The organism is Streptomyces sp. NBC_00576 (genome assembly GCF_036345175.1).
Classification (GTDB): Bacteria; Actinomycetota; Actinomycetes; order Streptomycetales; family Streptomycetaceae; genus Streptomyces.
On record NZ_CP107780.1, the window covers coordinates 3,078,743 to 3,097,176 of the forward strand.

Below are 18,434 nucleotides of genomic sequence, written 5' to 3' on the forward strand. Positions count from 1 at the left end.
AGCCGTGACCTCCGGCACCGGTTCCTCCTCCTCCCAGACATGAGCCTCACCGGTACGCCGTTTCTCATCACGACGATCGCGCTCGCCGCCGTCGCCGTACTGCTGCCCCTCGCCCTCTGGTCCCGGGTCCGCGGGCCCGCGCTCGTGCGCGGCGCCGCCAGGCTGCTGATGGTGCTGTTCGCCCAGGGCACGGCGATCACCCTGGTCTTCCTGGTGGTGAACAACGCCAACAACCTGTACGACAACTGGGGCGACCTCCTCGGCACGGGAGACCATGTCCAGGCCGCCGCCGACCTCGGCCCCGACGGCACCGGCGGCATCTCGCTGCGCAGGCTGCCGAAGATGAGGCAGACGTTCCACGAGGGCAGCGGGCCGGGCATGCACGCGGCCGGCGGCGTCGAGGTCACCGACCTCAGAGGCCGGGTGTCGGGCGTCGACGCCGAGGTCTACGTCTGGCTGCCACCCCAGTACCACGAGGCCGCCTACCGGCACCGCAGTTTCCCGGTCGTCGAACTGCTGCCGGGCTACCCGGGTTCACCGAAGGCCTGGTTCGGTTCACTGCACGCGCCCGGGCAACTGCTGCCGTTGATGAAGAGCGGCTCGATCACGCCCTTCATCCTGGTGGCGCCCCGCACGACGCTCATCGCCGACGCGGACACCGGCTGCGCCAACATTCCGGGCCGGGTCAACGCGGACAGCTGGCTCAGCGTCGACGTACCGAAAATGGTCATGGACAACTTCCGCGCCGAGAGCGGGCCCGGCGGCTGGGCCGTGGCCGGCTACTCGGCCGGGGCGCACTGCGCGGCGAAGCTCGCCATAGCGCACCCCGACCGCTACCGGGCCGCGGTGTCCATGTCCGGCTACAACGACCCGATGGGCGAACCCGTATCGCTGACCGCGCAGAACCCGCAGCTACGGGCCGCGAACAACCCGTACCTGATCCTCAAGCACGACCGCGTCCCGCCCGCGATCGCGCTGTACGTCTCCGGCGAGTCCGGCGACGGCTACGAGGCCGGCCTGGCCCTGCGGAAGGTGGCGAAGTCGCCGACGGCGGTGGACGTGGTGTACCTGCCGCGCAGCGCCGGCGGCCACAACATGGCGCTGTGGCGCCCCCAGATCACCACGGTGTTCCGCTGGCTCACCCAGCAGTTCGACGCGGGCGGCCGGAAGGCGGGCGACGGCACGGCCGGCTCCGGCTCCGTTACCCGGACTCTTCCTCACGAGCCGTCGACCGCCGGTTCCACGCGCGCGGCGCTCGCCAGTGGAACCGCATCGCGAGCAGCCGCAGTACGAAGGCCGTGACGACCGCCAGCCCGCTGGTGACCGGGTTGAGCACGTCGTAGCGGATGCAGAGGACGACCAGGGCGGAGCCGACGATCGCCGGGACCGCGTACAGGTCACGGTCCCAACGCAGCAGCGAGGGAACCTCGTTGGCGAGGACGTCACGCAGCACTCCGCCGCCCACGGCGGTCGCGAGACCGAGGGCGGCGGAGGCGGTGAGGCCCAGGCCGTAGTCGTACGCCTTCACCGTGCCCGTGACACAGAACAGCCCGAGCCCCGCCGCGTCGAACACGTTGACGCCCGCCTGGATGCGCTCCACCTCCGGGTGGAGGAAGAAGACGAGCAGGGCGGCGAGCAGCGGCGTCAGGAAGTACCCGAGATCCCTGAACGCCGCCGGCGGCACCGCCCCGATGACCAGATCCCGCAGCAGCCCGCCGCCCAGCGCGGTGACCTCGGCGAGTACGGCGATCCCGAAGACGTCGAAGTTCTTCCGGACGGCGAGCAGGGCGCCGGAGATCGCGAAGACGAAGATGCCGACGAGGTCGAGGGTGTGCTGGACGGAGGGGTTGAAGAGCTGCTGTATCACCCCCATATTCTGACCTAGAAACGGGTATGCACCTTACAAAGCAAGGCTGGAACGTTTGGTGACCTACAAGACAGGCTTGCCGGTCGTGAAGAGCCATGTCTGGAACAGGTCGTCGAGCTGTTGCCCGCTGATCTTCTCCGCGAGCCGGATGAAGTCGTCGGTGTTCGCGTTGCCGTACTTGTGCAGCCTGGTCCAGGTGGGCAGCAGCTTGAAGAAGGCGGGGTCACCGATGCGTTCGCGGAGCATCTGGAGCGTCATCGCGCCGCGCTGGTAGACGGCCGAGGCGAACATGGTGTCCCGTTGCGGATCGCCGACGACGATCTGCCAGAAGGCGTTAGCGGCGGGGCGGGAGTTGTACCCGGCGAGGAAGGAGTCGTGCGCCGAGCGGGTGCCCTTGTACTCGGCCCACAGCCACTGGGAGTAGGTCGCGAAACCCTCGTTGAGCCAGATGTCCTTCCAGCGCTCCGTCGACACGGAGTCGCCGAACCACTGGTGGGCCAGCTCGTGCACGATGGTCGTCTCGTTGCGCACGGCCGAGTACACCGGTTTGGTCTGCGTCTCCAGCGAGAACCCGGCCGCCGGCATGTCGTCGACGATCGCCCCGGTCTCCTCGAACGGATACGGCCCGAAGACCTTCGACCAGTAGTCCGTGGCCTCGGCCGTCACCGCGTACACGTCGACGCTGTTGCTGTTCGCGAGCACCGGGTCGATGGCCACGTAGATCGGCGTCCCGCCGGGCGTGACGCCCGTCTTGACGTCGAACTTCCCGATGGTCGCGGTGGCGAGGTAGGTCGCCATCTGCTTCTTCTCACGCCAGTGGGTGTACGTCGAGCCACCCTTGTCGTACGTCGAGACCAGCCGGCCGTTGGAGACGGCGGTCAGCCCCTTCGGCGCCTTGATCCGGATGTCGAAGGCGGCCTTGTCGTCGGGGTGGTCGCTGGACGGGAACCAGGTGGAGGCGGCATTGGGTTCACAGGCGACGAAGACACCGTCGGGCGTCTTCATCCACCCGTAGTCGGAGCCGAAGACGATGGGTCCGGTGAGCGGTTCGGGCACGCCGCCGTAGGTGACGGCGACCTCGAACTCCCGCCCCTTGGACAGGGAGCCGCGGGGTGTTATGCGGATCTCGTCGCCCTGGCGCGTGAACTGGGCGCGTCTGCCGTTCACTTCGACCCGCGTGACCTCCAGCTTCTGGAGGTCCAGATCGAAGGACGAGAGGTTCTGGGTCGCGCGGGCGGTGATGGTCGTACGGCCGTCGAGTCGGTCGGTGTCCGGGTTGTACGCGAGGTCGAGGGCGTAGTGGCGGGCGTCGAAGCCGCCGTTGCCGAGCTGCGGGAAGTAGGAGTCACCGATGCCGTCGGCCCCCGGGGCCGGGTGTGAGGAAGCGGCGATGACAAGGAAAGAGGCCGCCGCGGTGGCGACGGCCCCTAAACGTGCCGAACGGGAGAGTGCCATGAGATATCCCTTCGAGGCATGTTCCGATCAGACCGACATGTCAGACTCTGCACCCTCCCGTTCGGGCATGTCCATGACTTTGCCAACTCGTCACGCATCACCGGTTGATTGATGACCGATATTCTCCAGCGAATTCCGCCGGAGCCGAACAGACCGAAAAGCCACGGGAGTTGACCTCGAATCGGCAAGCTCAACTCTTGCTCAACTCCATGGAATTCCATTGACCGGCCTCGATCAAGCTTCGTAAGGTCACTCACGACCAAACGGATTTCCGCCACAGCGGAATCCGGAACGCTCACATGGGGGATTCACATGCGTAAGAGAGCAAAACTCGCCGCGCTCGTTCTGGCCGGCACCATGCCGGTCCTCGCGGGAGCAGCCCCGGCCTCGGCACTCGTCACACCGAAGCGGTCGTGCCCGGTTACCTACGGGGTTCTGATCAAGTCCCACACGGGCTACCGGCTTCCCGCGAAGGGCGCCTACCTCAAGGACGGCCCGGGCGGCACCATGACCGCCTCCGTCACCAGGGCCTCCACCATCACGTACAGCCTCTCCACCTCCCTGGAGGTGAGCGCGAGCTACCTGTTCGCCGCGGCCAAGGCCTCGGTCAGCGGCAGCATCACCAAGTCCGTGGCCGTCACGACCGGACACACCTACTCGCACGACATCCACGCCCGTAAGTACGGAAATCTGCAGTACGGCTCCAACGGCTACAAGGTCAGCTGGGAGTCGAATCGCACGGAGCCCAGTTGCAAGACGACCACTCTTGCTTCGGGCACGGCCAAGCTGCCCGCGACTTCCGTCGGCTGGCACTACTGGGAAACCAGTTCCTGACCGGCCGATGACCCGGAATTGATAAACGCGTGTGCCCCGGTACCAGTGAACTGGTAACCGGGGCACACGCGTTGGTAAAAATTCCCTATTGAATTCTCGACGGACCTATTCTTTACCGTCGGCTTCCGGCTCCTCCGGAGCTGTCTTGGTACCGGCGGTCTCGGTGCCGGCGGTCTCGGCCGCCACCTCCGCCGCCACCGCCGCCGATGTCTCCGCCGACTCCGCCAGTACCTCGTCGGCCACCAGCGCCGCGGCCTCCTTGGCGACCGTCAGCAGCACCGTGTCCTGCGGGGCCTGGTCCTCGAAGTTCTCCGGGTGGTGGCAGGCGACACGCTGACCGGGCTTGAGCTCTACGAGCTGCGGCTCGACCGTCGTGCAGATCTGCGTCGCCTTCCAGCACCGGGTGTGGAACCGGCAACCGCTCGGCGGTGAGATCGGCGAGGGCACGTCACCCTGGAGCAGGATGCGCTCGCTCTTCGCCGCCCGGCGCCGCGGGTCCGGGATCGGCACAGCCGACATCAGCGCCTTGGTGTACGGGTGCATCGGCGCCTTGTAGAGCGACTCGCGGTCGGCCAGTTCGACGATCTTGCCGAGGTACATCACCGCGATCCGGTCGGAGACGTGCCGGACCACCGAGAGGTCGTGCGCGATGATCACGTATGTCAGGCCCAGCTCCTGCTGGAGGTCGTCCATCAGGTTGACGACCTGGGCCTGGATCGACACGTCCAGCGCGGAGACCGGCTCGTCCGCCACGACCAGCTTCGGCTTCAGGGCCAGCGCGCGGGCGATGCCGATGCGCTGGCGCTGACCGCCGGAGAACTCGTGCGGGTAGCGGTTGTAGTGCTCGGGGTTGAGACCCACGACCGACAGCAGCCGCTGGACTTCCTTCTTGATGCCGCCCTCGGGCTCGACACCCTGGAGCCGGAAGGGAGCGCTGATGATCGTGCCGATGGTGTGCCGCGGGTTCAGGGACGAGTACGGATCCTGGAAGATCATCTGCACGTCGCGGCGCAGCGGGCGCATCCCGCCGACACCGAGGTGTGTGATGTCCCTGCCCTCGAACTCGACCGTACCGGCGGTCGGTTCGAGCAGCCGCGTGATCAGCCGGCCCATCGTCGACTTGCCGCAGCCCGACTCGCCCACGACGCCCAGGGTCTCGCCGGACTTGACCTCGAAGTCGATGCCGTCGACCGCGCGCACCGCGCCGACCTGCCGCTGGAGCAGACCCTTGCGGATCGGGAAGTGCTTCTGGAGGCCGGTCACCTTCAGCAAGGTCTCGCCGGGAGCGGCGTCCTTGGCGAGGACGGCGCCCTTGCTCTGCGCGGGATTCGTCACTGCCGCGTCCTCGGATTTCTCGCTCACAGCTTCGGCGCAATCTCTTCGGTCCAGATACGCTCCCGCTGCTCCTGCGTCATGTGGCAGGCGGCCCAGTGCCGACTGCCGACCTCGGCCAGTTCGGGACGGACCGTGCGGGTGACGTTGTCCTTGGGGACGTCCGCGTACGGGCAGCGCGGGTTGAAGGCGCAGCCGGACGGAATGTTGATGAGGGAGGGCGGGGAGCCCTTGACCGGGATGAGGCGCTCCTGCTGGTCGCGGTCCAGGCGCGGCATCGAACCGAGCAGACCCCAGGTGTAGGGGTGCCGCGGCTCGTAGAACACCTTCTCGGCCGGCCCTCGTTCGACGCAGCGGCCGCCGTACATCACCAGGATGTCGTCGGCCAGCTCGGCGACGACACCCAGGTCGTGGGTGATGATGATGACCGCTGAGCCGAACTCCGTCTGCAGATCACGGATGAGGTCGAGGATCTGCGCCTGGACGGTCACGTCCAGGGCGGTCGTCGGCTCGTCCGCGATGAGCAGTTCGGGGTTGTTGACCAGCGACATCGCGATCATCGCGCGCTGCCGCATACCGCCCGAGAACTCGTGCGGGTAACTGTCGACCCGCTTGTCGGGCTGCGGGATGCCGACCCGGTCGAGCATCTCCACGGCACGGCGCTTGGCCGTCTTCTTGTCGACCTTGTTGTGTATGCGGTACGCCTCCACGATCTGGTGGCCGATCGTGTAGTACGGGTGCAGCGCCGACAGCGGGTCCTGGAAGATCATCGACATGTCACGGCCGCGCAGCTTGCGCACGTAGTCCGCGTCGGCGGACAGCAGCTCCGTGCCGTCCAGCCAGATCTCGCCGGACACCTGCGCCTTGCGCTTGCCGTACTGGCCGGTGCTGTGCAGGCCCATGATGCCGAGCGAGGTGACCGACTTGCCGGAGCCCGACTCGCCCACGATGCCGAGGGTCTTGCCCTTCTCCAGCTGGAAGCTGAGCCCGTCGACGGACTTGACCAGGCCGTCGTCGGTCGGGAAGTGCACCTTCAGGTCGCGCACCTCGAGGAAGGCGGTCGGAGCCGTCAGGGCGGTGGTGGGCTCGCCCACGGCCGCTCCGCTCTTGTTGAGTTCGGTCATGACAGCCTCACTCGGGGGTCGATCACGGCGTACAGGACATCCACCGCGAGGTTGGCGATGAGCACCGCGAGAGAGGTGATCAGGGTGACACCCAGAATGATGGGCAGGTCCTGGTTCTTGATGCCGACGAGCACAGCCTGGCCCAGTCCGGGAAGACTGAACGTGGTCTCGGTCAGGATCGCGCCGCCGATGAGAGCGCCGAGGTCCATGCCCAGCATGGTCAGGATGGGCGTCATCGTCGAGCGCATGGCGTGCTTGCCGATGACGGTCTGTTCCTTGAGGCCCTTCGCCCGCGCGGTACGGATGTAGTCCTCACCCAGGATCTCCAGCATCGTGGCGCGGGTGATCCGGGCGTACATCGCCGCGTACAGGAAGGCGAGGGTGATCCACGGCAGGATCATGCCGCCGAGCCAGCCCGTGAAACTCTCCTCGATGGGCACGTACTGCGCGTCGATCCAGCCCAGTCCGTAGGAGAAGATCGCCAGGCTGAGCAGACCGGTGAAGTAGATGGGAAGCGAGACACCGCCGAGGGCGATGACCATCGCACCACGGTCCCACAGGCTGCCCCGCTTGAGTGCGGAGAGCACACCCGCCGAGACACCGAAGACCAGCCACAGCACGGCGGCGCCGAGCGCGAGCGACAGGGTCACCGGGAAGCGGTCGGTCAGCAGCGGCCAGATGGCCTGCTCGCTGCGGAAGGAGTAGCCGAAGCACGGCGCGGCGCACTGGGTGACGTCGCCGCCGGCCGCGTAGGTGCGGCCCGCGAAGAGGCCCTTGAAGAACTCCCAGACCTGGGAGTAGATCGGGTCACCGAGGCCCAGCTTCACCCGGATCGCCTCGACGGCGCCGGGGTCGGCCTGCTTGCCCACGAAGCTCAGGGCGGGGTCCACCCCCGCCCACTTGGGGACAAGGAAGAAGATGCAGAAGACCACCACGATGATGACCACCAGCATCACTGCGGCGGCGAACAGCCGCCTGATGAGGTAAGCGAGCACAGCTCTCGGCCCGCTGCTGGAGCGCGGGCCACCGGAGGTCTTCCGGTGGCCCGCGGTCCGGCTGCGCCGGCCTTCACCTGCCTTTCGTGCCGTTCGGCGGGTGTGCCGGGATTACTTCGTGGACTTCAGACCGAGGTTGACGAAGTCGTACACGCCGCTGTAGCCATCGGTCGTGTAGACGTTCGCCAGCCGGTTGGAGCGCCAGTTGATGTACTTCTCGAAGACGAAGGGCAGGTAGTAGCCGCCCTCCATGACCTTGTGGTTGATCTCGGTGGCGATCTTCGCCTTGCCCGCGTCGTCCAGCGTGGTGTTGTACTGGTCGAACAGGCCGTCGATCGCCTTGTCCTTGATCAGGCCGAAGTTGTTGTTACCGCTGTCCAGGATGTACTTGCTGTCCCACAGCGGCAGACCGAAGCCCTGGACGGACGAGAAGTCCGCGCCCCAGCCCATGATGATGATGCCGTAGCCCTTCTTCTTCACGTTCGAAGGGCTGCCGATGATGCCGGAGGTCTGCGCACCGTCGTACTGGTCGATGTCGGCGGTGATGCCGACCTTCTTCAGCGACGCCTGCAGGGACGTGGCCGTGGCCACCTCGGTCGGGCGGTTGTTGCGGACCGCGATGGTGGTCTTGAAGCCGTTCGGCTGACCGCAGGCCTTCAGCTCTTCCTTGGCCTTGGCGACGTTGCCGCTCTTGTTCTTGGTGGCGAGCTCGTACGGGTCGTACTTCTGGCCCTCGGAACCCGGAACGGACGGCGGGAGCATGTTGGTGCCGATGTCGCCACCGGCGACCGGGCCACCGCGCGCGGTCTGCAGCGACACGTGGTCGGCGCCGTAGATCACCGCGTTGCGGCAGTGGATGTTGTCGAACGGCTTCACGCTCTGCGGGAAGACGGCGTAGCGGATGTAACCCGAGGTCGGGTTGTCCACGTTGGCCTTGTGCTCCTTGAGCGCGGTGGTGCGCCCCTGGGCCTGCAGGCCGGTCTGGCCGATGTCCAGGTCGTAGTCACCGGCGATCAGGCGCGCGTCCAGGTCGTTGGCGTTGGTGAAGAACTTGATCGAGATCTTGTCCGGGTAGGCCTTGCGGACCGGGTCCGAGGCGGCCTTCCACGCGGTGTTGCGGACCAGTACCAGGTCCTTGCCGGGCTCGTACGACTCGAACTTGTACGGACCGGAGGAGAACGGCTTCAGACCGTACTTGGACTTGGTGTCCATGTCCTGGCGGACCGGGGACGCCGAGGTGAGTCCCAGCATGTACTCGAAGTCCGAGTTGGCCGCCGGCAGCTTGAAGATGATGGTCTTCGCGTCCGGCGTCTCGATCGCCTTCAGGCCCAGCTTGTCCTTGGACGTGTCCTTGTAGGGACCCTTGTACTCGCCCTTGGGGTCCAGCACGTCCTTCAGGTAGATCGGGCCGCCGGACAGCACGTCCTGCGCCCATACGCGCTCGATGCCGTACTTGATGTCCTGGGACGTGACCGGCTTGCCGTCCTCCCAGGTCGCCCCGTCACGCAGCGTGTACGTGTAGGTCTTGCCGTCGTCGCTCACCTTGGCGAGCCCGTTGGCGAGGTCGGGGGTGACCTGGGCGCCGGCCTTGCCGGGCTCCGGCTTGTACGTGACGAGCTGGCGGCTGTAGTACCGGGAGAAGTTCCACATGAAGCCGTAGTAACCACGCGTGGTGTCCCACGAGTCGGCGTCCTGCGAAGCGGCGAACTTCAGCTCGCCGCCCTTCTTGACCAGCGAGGCCTGGGCGACCTTGTTGTTGGCGGCGTCGAAACCGGCGGCACCGTTCTTCGTACCGCCGTCGTCATCGCCTCCGCCGCCGCACGCCGCCGTGGTCAGCAGCGCGGCGACCACAGCGGTAGCGGCCATGGCCTGCTTGCGCCGCCCTGAGGTGCGTTGGGTAGTCACGATCTCGGATCCTCCGAATAGATGAGAGACCCCGTGCAAGGTCCACGGGTCGCTTGGGGTACGGCGGTTCAGCGGGAGCCCTTCGGGTCGAGCGCGTCACGCACGCCGTCGCCGAAGAGGTTGAAGGCAAGAACGGTGATGAAGATCGCCACACCCGGGATCACCATGTACATGGGGTCCGAGTCGTAGTAGTCGATCGCGGCCGAGAGCATCTGGCCCCACGAGGACGTGGGCGGCTTGACGCCCACTCCGAGGAAGCTGAGGGCCGCCTCGGTGAGGATGTTGGTGGGAATCATCATCGTCGTGTACACGATGATCGGGGCGACGAGGTTGGGCAGCAGTTCCTTGAACAGGATGTAGAACCGCCCGGCACCGAGGGAGCGGGCCGCCTCGACGTACTCGCGCTCGCGCAGTGAGAGCGTCTGGCCGCGCACCACGCGCCCGATGTAGGGCCAGCCGAAGAAACCGATGACCAGGATCATCACGAACAGCCGTACGCCCGTGCCGGTCAGGCCCAGCATCTCGTTCGGCATGACGGAGACCAGCGCGATGATGAACAGCAGTTGGGGGAAGGCGAGCAGACCGTCCATCACCCGGCTGATGGCCGAGTCCACCCAGCCGCCGAAGAAGCCGGCCAGGATGCCCAGGACGGTTCCGAGGACGACGGCGACGAGCGCGGACAGGAAGCCCACGAGGAGCGAGATCCGGGCGCCGTAGACGATGCGGGCGAAGATGTCGCGGCCGCTGACCGGTTCGACGCCGAAGAAATGGTCGCTACTGATTCCGCCCAGGGCGCCCTTGGGCGTACCGAAGAGCGGGTCGATCAGGTTCTCGTGATAGGCGTCGGGGTCCTGCCCGGCGATCAGCGGCGCGAACACCGCGATCAGGGTCAGGAGGACCACCACTATGCCGCCGGCGAGTGCGAGCCTGTCCCGCTTGAGCCGCTCCCAGGCGATCCGGCCCAGAGAACGACCCTGGACGGCCTTCGCATCGGCGCCGGCCAACGCCGCTTCCTCGGCCGCACTCGGGGCCGTTTCCGCGGTCGGCTCGTGCAGTGGTGCCGTCATCTGGCAGGGACCCCTCTCAACCGGCGGTAGCCGGCTCACACTTGCCGCGGTAGCGGCGTGATTAGTCCGTTGTACGCAGGGGAGAACAACCCCCTGTTGCGGGAGTCTTCAACGGTTCAGCGATCTGTCACCAGACTTGGAGGTGAATGGATGCGCAACCGTGATGCTGTCCTGGGGATTCCGTTATCCGAACGCCGGGTAACGGGGGCCGGACGGGCACCAATGGGGACATTACTCGTAAGGTCGATTATTTCACCTTGATCTACGCGCGGAGACAACGCGGTGATTCTTGTGCGCGGTCACCGTAGAGTGACGCGCCCATGCTCCGGGGGTGCTCAGTAACGTCCCCGCGCGGGCGGATACCCGTATCCCGCGGCCGGAGCCTGCGGGGTCTGGGGCGGGGCGGCGACCGCGTGGGCCTCCCGGTCGTAGAACGGGCGGGCGTTCGCGCGCAGCCACATGACGACCGGGTCCTGCTCGTCCGACATGGCGACCGTCGACACCGGCAGCCCCTCGGGGACCGCACCGATCGACTGCTGCATCATCGCGCGCACCGAGTCCACGGCGGGCGGCGAGGTGTCGTACACGTCCAGCCCGATGGCGAGGTACGGCGCGCCGAGCGCCGGCTGCACCCAGGCGCGGCGCAGGGAGCGGATCGCCGGGGTGCGGTGGGCGTTCTGCGAGAGGAGGGCGTAGAACTGCGGGATCTCGATGCCGGGTTCGGCCAGTCGCAGGGGGCCGGCGGGCTGGCGCTCCAGGCCGGTCGCGATCCTGCGCAGGTCGAGCCAGGGGATGCCGACGCCGCCGCCCGGGGAGTGCGGGTTGAGCCACAGGCCGTACTGGTCCGGATAGAGGGTGCGGGCCACGTCGAGGCCGTCGACCACTTCGTACGACCTGTTCCAGCCGCTGACCGACAGCTCCTGGGCGGAGGTCACGCAGGGCGCGTAGCCGTACCCGTCGACCTGCATGTTTCCGTACTGCGCGTCGGGAGAGCCGGCCTGGCCGTGCCAGAGCAGCATCCAGATCTGGCCGGAGGAGGGGGTCGCGAGGGCGCGCAGGAGCGCCTCGTAGGCGTCGTAACGCCCGGGCGTCACTTGGCGCAGCATGTGCTCGACCTGACCGGCCGCGGCCGTGCCCGACGCGCTCACCATTATCGCCCCTTCGTAACCCTGACCGAGTTGTGCGTTTCTTAGCTTAAGCGGCGCCGCTGACACCACGGTCTGCGGAAGGCCGCCCAAGAGCTCGGGACTTGCTGTGCTCGGGCGGCTGCGGGCCCATTGTGGCTGGCCGCGCCCGCTCGACGCAGCCGCAGAATGCCACAGCCCCGCGCCCCTTCGGGGCGCTTCTCAGCCCCCGTGTTGATAGAAGGGACGGACCTTTGCCCGCAACCAGTCGGTCACCGGGTCCTGGGCTATGTCCAGGAAGACCAGGTTCACCGGCCAGGGCGAGGCCGCGCGGGTCAGCGCCCTGCCCAGGGCGTCCATGGGGATGGTGCGGGCCACCGGGTCCCAGGGGGAGAGCTCGACGCCTATGAACATGACGGGGGCGGCCGTTTCTATGGTCGCCAGGCAGCGGCGGGCCGTCTGTACGACGCCCGTGCCCGCGAACTCCGACGAGGCGGCGGTGAGGAAGTCGACCGGCTCCTCCTGCCAGTTGGGCTCGTAGAGGCGGACGCGACCGCCGCCGGCTACGCCGTCGAGGACGGTGCGGCCGGAGCGGCAGAGTTCGGCGACGGCCGGCGGGGGCAGGGGGACGCCGACCACTCCGTCCGGGTTCACGGCGATGCCGACCTGGGGCGGCAGGCCGCGGGCGAACTCGACGGCGGGGGCCACGGTGTACGACACATGGGCGCCGACGACCTGCCGGAACTGCTCCTCCGAGCTGAAGACCGGTACATACGCCTGGCCCTGGATGTCGAGCGTGGGCAGGTCGAGGGGGCCGGAGTAGGGGCCGCCGCCGGCGGGGAGGGGGACCCAGACGAAGCTGCGGCCGAGGACCTCGACGAGGCGGGCGCCCGCGCCGGGCACGCCGAGGGACGCCGAGAGCACCTCCTCCAGCTCGTTGCCGGGCCATCCGCCGTGCGAATGGGGGTGTGCCGGTGCGGGGAAGCCCCCGGGAAAGTCCGGGGGGAAGTCCGCCGGGATGTCCATCTGCCTACCGCCTGCTGTGAACCGCTGTCCTGAGTCCCTCAAGGGGAGTCCCTTAATGAGCAAAACCCTAACCGGCCCCGGCAGATACGGCGGTCAGTCTGCGAAGTCGATCCTGCGCAGCGTGTCCGCCGCGTCCCGGTCGATCAGCACCGCCGAGCCGCAGCCCTCCGGCAGGTTCCCCTTCTCCACGGAGCGCAGCAGCCGCGACGCGGCCTGGCGGTGGCGCAGGAACGCGTACCGCGAGACGCCCCGGCCGCGTTCGCGCTGGCCCTCCAGGGCCTCGCCCGGGGTGACGTCGAGGAGGAGCAGATGCAGGGTGCCGCCCCGGCGGCGGGCCTCGCGGGCCAGCCAGCCGCGCACCCAGGCCTGCGTACCGCAGTCGTGCACGACGACTCCGGCGCCCGACCGCAGGGCGCGGCGCAGTCCGGCGTAGTGGGCGAGGCGGACGAGGGGGCGGTAGACGGCGTAGGGGAGGAAGGAGGGCGTACGGGCGTCCCAGTGGTCGCGGGTGTTCTGGGAGTCGATGCCGGTGGCGCGCACCGCCCGGCGCATCAGCGTGGACTTGCCGCTGCCGGGCAGGCCGGTGACCACGACGAGGTCGCGGGCGCCGAAGGTGAGGCCGTGCGGGCTGTGGCCCGAGCGCTCCCGCAGATCGCGGATCACGGGTTCCGGGCGCGCAGCGCACTCCTCCCGGACGGGGGCGGCCGGCTGCTTGGGCAGCGCGTCGGTCAGTCCGAGGGCCGAGTTCGTCGCGTACGCCGTGGTCCTGTTCACCGTGTTGGTCCTCCCATGGGGTCGGGAAGTACCGTCCCCGTCGAGTGTAAAGAGAAGGTAATACGCGGTGTCTCTCGTTTGGGTCCCCTTACTGCAACAGGCCTGCTACAGGGGATATGTGCGCTCAGGCGGGGCTGTGTCCCCCCTGTGAAGGGTCCCCCTGCCGTGCCGAAGGAATGCGTGCGATGATGTGCCCGCCAACTGCATACCGGCCGCTTGAATCCGCGCGGGAGAGTTCCGGGCACCTCTGGGTACCCGGGCGCCGAAGGAGCAAGTCCCTCCCTTGAATCTCTCAGGCCCCGTTACCGCGCGGGCGAGGCACATCTGAAAAGCGGGCCGCAGGTCGTCGTGACCAGTGGCTCCACCCACGGTGCAAGCCATGTCCTTCATGGCGAACCTCTCAGGTTCCGATGACAGATGGGGAGGAACGACCTCGCCGTCATGCCCTGGGAGCACTACCGATGAGCAGCACACCTCTGCGTCTGACCGCGCTCGATGCCCTGCATCGTTCGCTCGGCGCCACCATGACCGACTTCGCCGGCTGGGACATGCCTCTGCGGTACGGCTCCGAGCGCGACGAGCATCTGGCCGTACGCACGAAGGCCGGCCTCTTCGACCTCTCCCACATGGGCGAGATCACCGTGTCGGGGGCGGAAGCGGCCTCCCTGCTCGACTACGCCCTCGTCGGCAACATCGGGTCCGTCGCCGTGGGCCGCGCCCGCTACACCATGATCTGCCGGGCCGACGGCGGCATCCTGGACGACCTGATCGTCTACCGACTCGCGGAATCCGAATACCTTGTCGTGGCCAACGCCGGGAACGCACAGGTCGTACTGGACGCCCTCGTCGAGCGCGCCGACGGCTTCGACGCACTCGTCCGCGACGACCGGGACGCCTACGCGCTGATCGCCGTACAGGGCCCGGAGGCCCCCGGCATCCTCGCCGCCCTCACCGACGCCGATCTCGACGGCCTCAAGTACTACGCGGGCCTGCCCGGCACGGTCGCCGGTGTCGCCGCCCTCGTCGCGCGCACCGGATACACCGGCGAGGACGGCTTCGAGCTGTTCGTGGCGCCGGGTGACGCGGAGAAGGTGTGGCAGGCGCTGACCGACGCGGGTACGCCGGTCGGACTCGTCCCCTGTGGTCTGTCCTGCCGGGACACGCTGCGCCTGGAGGCGGGCATGCCGCTGTACGGGCACGAGCTGACCACCGCCCTCACCCCCTTCGACGCCGGGCTCGGCCGGGTCGTCAAGTTCGACAAGGCGGGCGACTTCGTGGGCCGCGCGGCCCTGCGCGAGGCCGCCGAGCGTGCTTCGTACGAGCCGCCTCGGGTCCTCGTCGGCCTGGTCGCCGAGGGCCGTCGCGTCCCGCGCGCCGGGTACACGGTCGTCGCCGGCGGCAAGGTGATCGGCGAGGTCACCTCGGGCGCCCCCTCCCCCACGCTCGGGAAGCCGATCGCGATGGCGTACGTCGACGCCGCACACTCGGCGCCGGGCACGGCCGGGGTCGGCGTGGACATCCGGGGCACTCACGAGCCGTACGAGGTCGTGGCGCTGCCGTTCTACAAGCGCCGGAAGTGATCCTGGCTGTCGCTCCGGCGGCAGGAGCAGCCGCTGTCCCGTGTGTCCTGCCTGTTCACGGGCAGTCCCTGTAGTACCCCATGCATGACCAGTCCCCCGCGTACAGGAGAATTCAGGCCATGAGCAACCCCCAGCAGCTGCGCTACAGCAAGGAGCACGAGTGGCTGTCGGGCGCCGAGGACGGCGTCTCGACGGTCGGTATCACCGAGCACGCGGCCAACGCGCTCGGCGATGTCGTGTACGTCCAGCTTCCCGAGGTCGGTGCCACGGTGACCGCGGGCGAGACCTGCGGCGAGCTGGAGTCGACCAAGTCGGTCAGCGATCTGTACTCCCCGGTCTCCGGTGAGGTCACCGAGGTCAACGAGGACGTCTCCAACGACCCGTCGCTGGTGAACTCCGCCCCGTTCGAGGGCGGTTGGCTCTTCAAGGTGCGCGTGGCGGACGAGCCGGGCGACCTGCTCTCCGCGGACGAGTACACCGCGTTCTCCGGCAGCTGAGACACCCAGGCTCAAGACAGGCGTAAGGACGTACTGCCCCATGTCGCTTCTGAACACTCCCCTGCACGAGCTCGACCCGGACATCGCCGCCGCCGTCGACGCCGAGCTGAACCGCCAGCAGTCCACCCTGGAGATGATCGCCTCGGAGAACTTCGCTCCGGTCGCCGTCATGGAGGCCCAGGGCTCGGTTCTCACCAACAAGTACGCCGAGGGCTACCCCGGCCGCCGTTACTACGGCGGCTGCGAGCACGTCGACGTCGCCGAGCAGATCGCGATCGACCGGGTCAAGGAGCTGTTCGGCGCCGAGTACGCCAACGTGCAGCCGCACTCGGGCGCCTCCGCCAACCAGGCCGCGCTGTTCGCGCTGGCCCAGCCCGGGGACACCATCCTCGGCCTGGACCTGGCCCACGGCGGCCACCTCACCCACGGGATGCGGCTGAACTTCTCCGGCAAGCAGTTCGACGTGGTCGCCTACCACGTCGACGAGGCCGGTCTGGTCGACATGGCCGAGCTGGAGCAGCTCGCCAAGGAGCACCGGCCGAAGGTGATCATCGCGGGCTGGTCGGCGTACCCGAGGCAGCTCGACTTCGCCGAGTTCCGCCGGATCGCGGATGAGGTGGGCGCGTACCTCTGGGTCGACATGGCGCACTTCGCCGGTCTCGTCGCGGCGGGGCTGCACCCGAACCCGGTGCCCTACGCGGACGTCGTCACCTCGACGACCCACAAGACGCTGGGCGGCCCGCGCGGCGGCATCATCCTGGCGAAGAAGGAGTTCGCGAAGAAGCTGAACTCGTCTGTCTTCCCCGGCTTCCAGGGCGGCCCCCTGGAGCACGTGATCGCGGCGAAGGCCGTCTCCTTCAAGGTCGCGGCGAGCGAGGAGTTCAAGGAGCGCCAGCGGCGTACGGTGGAGGGCGCGCAGCTCCTCGCCGAGCGCCTGGTGCGTGCGGACGTCGGCGAGCACGGCGTGTCCGTCCTGTCCGGCGGTACGGACGTCCACCTGGTCCTCGTCGACCTGCGGAACTCCGAGCTGGACGGCAAGCAGGCCGAGGACCGTCTCCACGAGGTCGGCATCACCGTCAACCGGAACGCGATCCCGAACGACCCGCGTCCCCCGATGGTGACGTCGGGCCTGCGGATCGGCACCCCGGCGCTGGCCACCCGCGGCTTCACGACCGAGGACTTCACGGAGGTCGCGGACGTCATCGCCGAGACCCTGAAGCCGTCGTTCGACGTCGACAGCCTGAAGGCCCGCGTGAAGACGCTGGCCGACAAGCACCCGCTGTATCCCGGCCTGACCAAGTAGTACCCCTGGGGTGAGTGGGCTCCGCCCTGTGCGGAGCCCACCGCCCCCGTTCTGAGGAGTTCCCGTGGCCATCTCGGTCTTCGACCTGTTCTCGATCGGTATCGGCCCGTCCAGCTCCCACACGGTCGGCCCGATGCGCGCGGCCCGGCTGTTCGCCCGCCGGCTGCGCAACGAGGAGGTCCTCGGGGCGGTGGTGTCGGTCCGCGCGGAGCTGTACGGCTCGCTCGGCGCGACCGGACACGGCCACGGCACTCCCAAGGCGGTGCTGCTCGGCCTGGAGGGCGCCTCGCCGCGCACGGTGGACGTCGAGGGCGCGGACGCACGGGTGGAGCAGATCAAGGAGTCGGGGCGGCTCAGGCTGCTGGACGACCACGAGATCGGCTTCTCCTTCGACGACGACCTCGTCCTGCACCGCCGTAAGACGCTGCCCTACCACGCGAACGGCATGACCCTGTGGGCGTACGACGCCTCGGGGACGGAGCTGCTGTCGAAGACGTACTACTCGGTGGGCGGCGGATTCGTCGTCGACGAGGACGCGGTGGGCGCCGACCGGATCAAGCTCGAGGACACGGCACTGAAGTACCCCTTCCGCACGGGCGACGAGCTGTTGCGCCTGACGCAGGAGACGGGTCTGTCGATCTCCGCGCTGATGATGGAGAACGAGCGGGCCTGGCGCACCGAGGACGAGATCCGCTCCGGTCTGCTGGACATCTGGCACGTGATGCAGGCGTGCGTCTCGCGCGGTATGTCCCGCGAGGGCATCCTCCCCGGCGGGCTCAAGGTCCGTCGGCGCGCGGCGATGTCGGCGCGTCAACTCCGGGCGGAGGGCGAGCCGTTGGCGCGCGCGATGGAGTGGATCACGCTGTACGCGATGGCGGTGAACGAGGAGAACGCGGCGGGCGGCCGGGTCGTTACGGCCCCGACGAACGGGGCCGCGGGCATCATCCCGGCGGTCCTGCACTACTACCTCAACTTCGTGCCGGGTGCCGACGAGGAGGGCGTGGTCCGCTTCATGCTCGCCGCCGGCGCGATCGGCATGCTGTTCAAGGAGAACGCGTCCATCTCCGGCGCGGAGGTCGGCTGCCAGGGCGAGGTGGGCTCGGCCTGCTCGATGGCGGCGGGCGCGCTGGCGGAGGTGCTGGGCGGCAGCCCCGAGCAGGTCGAGAACGCGGCCGAGATCGGCATGGAGCACAACCTCGGCCTGACCTGCGATCCGGTCGGCGGCCTGGTCCAGATCCCGTGCATCGAGCGCAACGGCATGGCCGCGGTGAAGGCGGTCACGGCGGCGCGGATGGCGATGCGGGGGGACGGCTCGCACAAGGTGTCCCTGGACAAGGTCATCAAGACGATGAAGGAGACGGGGGCCGACATGAGCGTCAAGTACAAGGAGACGGCCCGGGGCGGGCTGGCGGTGAACATCATCGAGTGCTGAGGGGATGGGCCCTGACCAGCGCGTTCATGTCTTTCAGTGCTGTCAGTGCCTTCCCAGCTTACTCGGCGGAAAGTCCCCGAAAAGTCCCTGGGACAGGCTTGAAAGTCCCCGAAAAGTCC

16 protein-coding genes and 2 riboswitches are annotated in these 18,434 nt (G+C 68.2%); of the genes, 6 read left to right on the top strand and 10 right to left on the bottom strand.

The features are described from left to right. Window positions 1–39: 39 nt before the first annotated feature. On the top strand, window positions 40–1,302 hold the full coding sequence (locus OG734_RS12785; RefSeq protein WP_330287606.1) for an alpha/beta hydrolase: 1,263 nt from the start codon (window positions 40–42) through the stop codon (window positions 1,300–1,302). Here OG734_RS12785 and OG734_RS12790 read toward each other — a convergent pair. Next, window positions 1,202–1,867 (bottom strand): trimeric intracellular cation channel family protein, encoded by a 666-nt coding sequence (locus tag OG734_RS12790; protein WP_330287607.1) that lies wholly within the window; start codon window positions 1,865–1,867, stop codon window positions 1,202–1,204. The genes OG734_RS12785 and OG734_RS12790 overlap by 101 nt on opposite strands. 63 nt (window positions 1,868–1,930) lie before the next feature. Then, window positions 1,931–3,322, bottom strand: coding sequence for a M1 family metallopeptidase (locus tag OG734_RS12795; RefSeq protein WP_330287608.1), 1,392 nt, complete (start codon window positions 3,320–3,322; stop codon window positions 1,931–1,933). Window positions 3,323–3,634: 312 nt separating this feature from the next. Here OG734_RS12795 and OG734_RS12800 point away from each other — a divergent pair, with 312 nt between their 5' ends. Further along, window positions 3,635–4,156: a hypothetical protein gene (locus tag OG734_RS12800; RefSeq protein ID WP_330287609.1), complete on the top strand. Its 522-nt coding sequence runs from the start codon at window positions 3,635–3,637 to the stop codon at window positions 4,154–4,156. Between the two features lie 105 nt (window positions 4,157–4,261). Here the strand turns inward: OG734_RS12800 and OG734_RS12805 are convergent, their stop codons facing one another. The 8 genes from OG734_RS12805 to OG734_RS12840 all read right to left on the bottom strand — a co-directional run bounded on the left by OG734_RS12805 (window position 4,262) and on the right by OG734_RS12840 (window position 13,503). After that, a complete protein-coding gene (locus OG734_RS12805) occupies window positions 4,262–5,518 on the bottom strand; it encodes an ABC transporter ATP-binding protein (RefSeq protein ID WP_330287610.1) in 1,257 nt (418 codons plus the stop codon). Next, entirely contained in the window at window positions 5,515–6,612 is a 1,098-nt protein-coding gene (locus OG734_RS12810) for an ABC transporter ATP-binding protein (RefSeq protein ID WP_330287611.1), read from the bottom strand. The genes OG734_RS12805 and OG734_RS12810 overlap by 4 nt, the downstream gene beginning before the upstream one ends. Then, complete coding sequence (locus tag OG734_RS12815) at window positions 6,609–7,607, bottom strand: ABC transporter permease (RefSeq protein ID WP_330287612.1); 999 nt, start codon at window positions 7,605–7,607, stop codon at window positions 6,609–6,611. The genes OG734_RS12810 and OG734_RS12815 overlap by 4 nt, the downstream gene beginning before the upstream one ends. Before the next feature lie 111 nt (window positions 7,608–7,718). Then, entirely contained in the window at window positions 7,719–9,512 is a 1,794-nt protein-coding gene (locus OG734_RS12820; RefSeq protein ID WP_330287613.1) for an ABC transporter substrate-binding protein, read from the bottom strand. 68 nt (window positions 9,513–9,580) lie between these two features. After that, on the bottom strand, window positions 9,581–10,579 hold the full coding sequence (locus OG734_RS12825; RefSeq protein WP_330287614.1) for an ABC transporter permease: 999 nt from the start codon (window positions 10,577–10,579) through the stop codon (window positions 9,581–9,583). A gap of 335 nt (window positions 10,580–10,914) precedes the next feature. Further along, complete coding sequence (locus tag OG734_RS12830) at window positions 10,915–11,727, bottom strand: enhanced serine sensitivity protein SseB C-terminal domain-containing protein (RefSeq protein WP_330293644.1); 813 nt, start codon at window positions 11,725–11,727, stop codon at window positions 10,915–10,917. Window positions 11,728–11,925: 198 nt separating this feature from the next. After that, the gene (locus OG734_RS12835; RefSeq protein WP_330287615.1) at window positions 11,926–12,729 is read right to left on the bottom strand and encodes an enhanced serine sensitivity protein SseB; all 804 of its coding nucleotides are present in this window, start codon (window positions 12,727–12,729) and stop codon (window positions 11,926–11,928) included. A gap of 93 nt (window positions 12,730–12,822) precedes the next feature. Continuing rightward, window positions 12,823–13,503, bottom strand: coding sequence for an AAA family ATPase (locus OG734_RS12840; RefSeq protein ID WP_330287616.1), 681 nt, complete (start codon window positions 13,501–13,503; stop codon window positions 12,823–12,825). A 217-nt stretch (window positions 13,504–13,720) separates the two neighbouring features. After that, window positions 13,721–13,821, top strand: a riboswitch (glycine riboswitch). Beyond that, window positions 13,822–13,930, top strand: a riboswitch (glycine riboswitch). Window positions 13,931–13,964: 34 nt separating this feature from the next. Between OG734_RS12840 and gcvT the strand changes: the two genes are divergently transcribed. The 4 genes from gcvT (at window position 13,965) to OG734_RS12860 (ending at window position 18,315) form a co-directional block, all read left to right on the top strand. Further along, entirely contained in the window at window positions 13,965–15,083 is a 1,119-nt protein-coding gene (gene gcvT, locus OG734_RS12845) for a glycine cleavage system aminomethyltransferase GcvT (RefSeq protein ID WP_330287617.1), read from the top strand. A gap of 119 nt (window positions 15,084–15,202) precedes the next feature. Then, window positions 15,203–15,580, top strand: coding sequence for a glycine cleavage system protein GcvH (gene gcvH / locus OG734_RS12850; protein WP_319209419.1), 378 nt, complete (start codon window positions 15,203–15,205; stop codon window positions 15,578–15,580). Between the two features lie 40 nt (window positions 15,581–15,620). Further along, window positions 15,621–16,883, top strand: a complete 1,263-nt coding sequence (gene glyA / locus OG734_RS12855) for a serine hydroxymethyltransferase (RefSeq protein WP_330287618.1) — start codon at window positions 15,621–15,623, stop codon at window positions 16,881–16,883. A 64-nt stretch (window positions 16,884–16,947) separates the two neighbouring features. Beyond that, a complete protein-coding gene (locus OG734_RS12860; RefSeq protein WP_330287619.1) occupies window positions 16,948–18,315 on the top strand; it encodes an L-serine ammonia-lyase in 1,368 nt (455 codons plus the stop codon). The last annotated feature ends 119 nt before the right edge of the window (window positions 18,316–18,434 follow it).

Coding starts and splice junctions, on each gene's coding strand:
- OG734_RS12785 (WP_330287606.1), top strand. CDS start 40: ATGAGCCTCACCGGTACGCCGTTTCTCATCACGACGATCGCGCTCGCC.
- OG734_RS12795 (WP_330287608.1), bottom strand. CDS start 3,322: ATGGCACTCTCCCGTTCGGCACGTTTAGGGGCCGTCGCCACCGCGGCG.
- OG734_RS12800 (WP_330287609.1), top strand. CDS start 3,635: ATGCGTAAGAGAGCAAAACTCGCCGCGCTCGTTCTGGCCGGCACCATG.
- OG734_RS12810 (WP_330287611.1), bottom strand. CDS start 6,612: ATGACCGAACTCAACAAGAGCGGAGCGGCCGTGGGCGAGCCCACCACC.
- OG734_RS12825 (WP_330287614.1), bottom strand. CDS start 10,579: ATGACGGCACCACTGCACGAGCCGACCGCGGAAACGGCCCCGAGTGCG.
- OG734_RS12835 (WP_330287615.1), bottom strand. CDS start 12,729: ATGGACATCCCGGCGGACTTCCCCCCGGACTTTCCCGGGGGCTTCCCC.
- gcvT (WP_330287617.1), top strand. CDS start 13,965: ATGAGCAGCACACCTCTGCGTCTGACCGCGCTCGATGCCCTGCATCGT.
- gcvH (WP_319209419.1), top strand. CDS start 15,203: ATGAGCAACCCCCAGCAGCTGCGCTACAGCAAGGAGCACGAGTGGCTG.
- glyA (WP_330287618.1), top strand. CDS start 15,621: ATGTCGCTTCTGAACACTCCCCTGCACGAGCTCGACCCGGACATCGCC.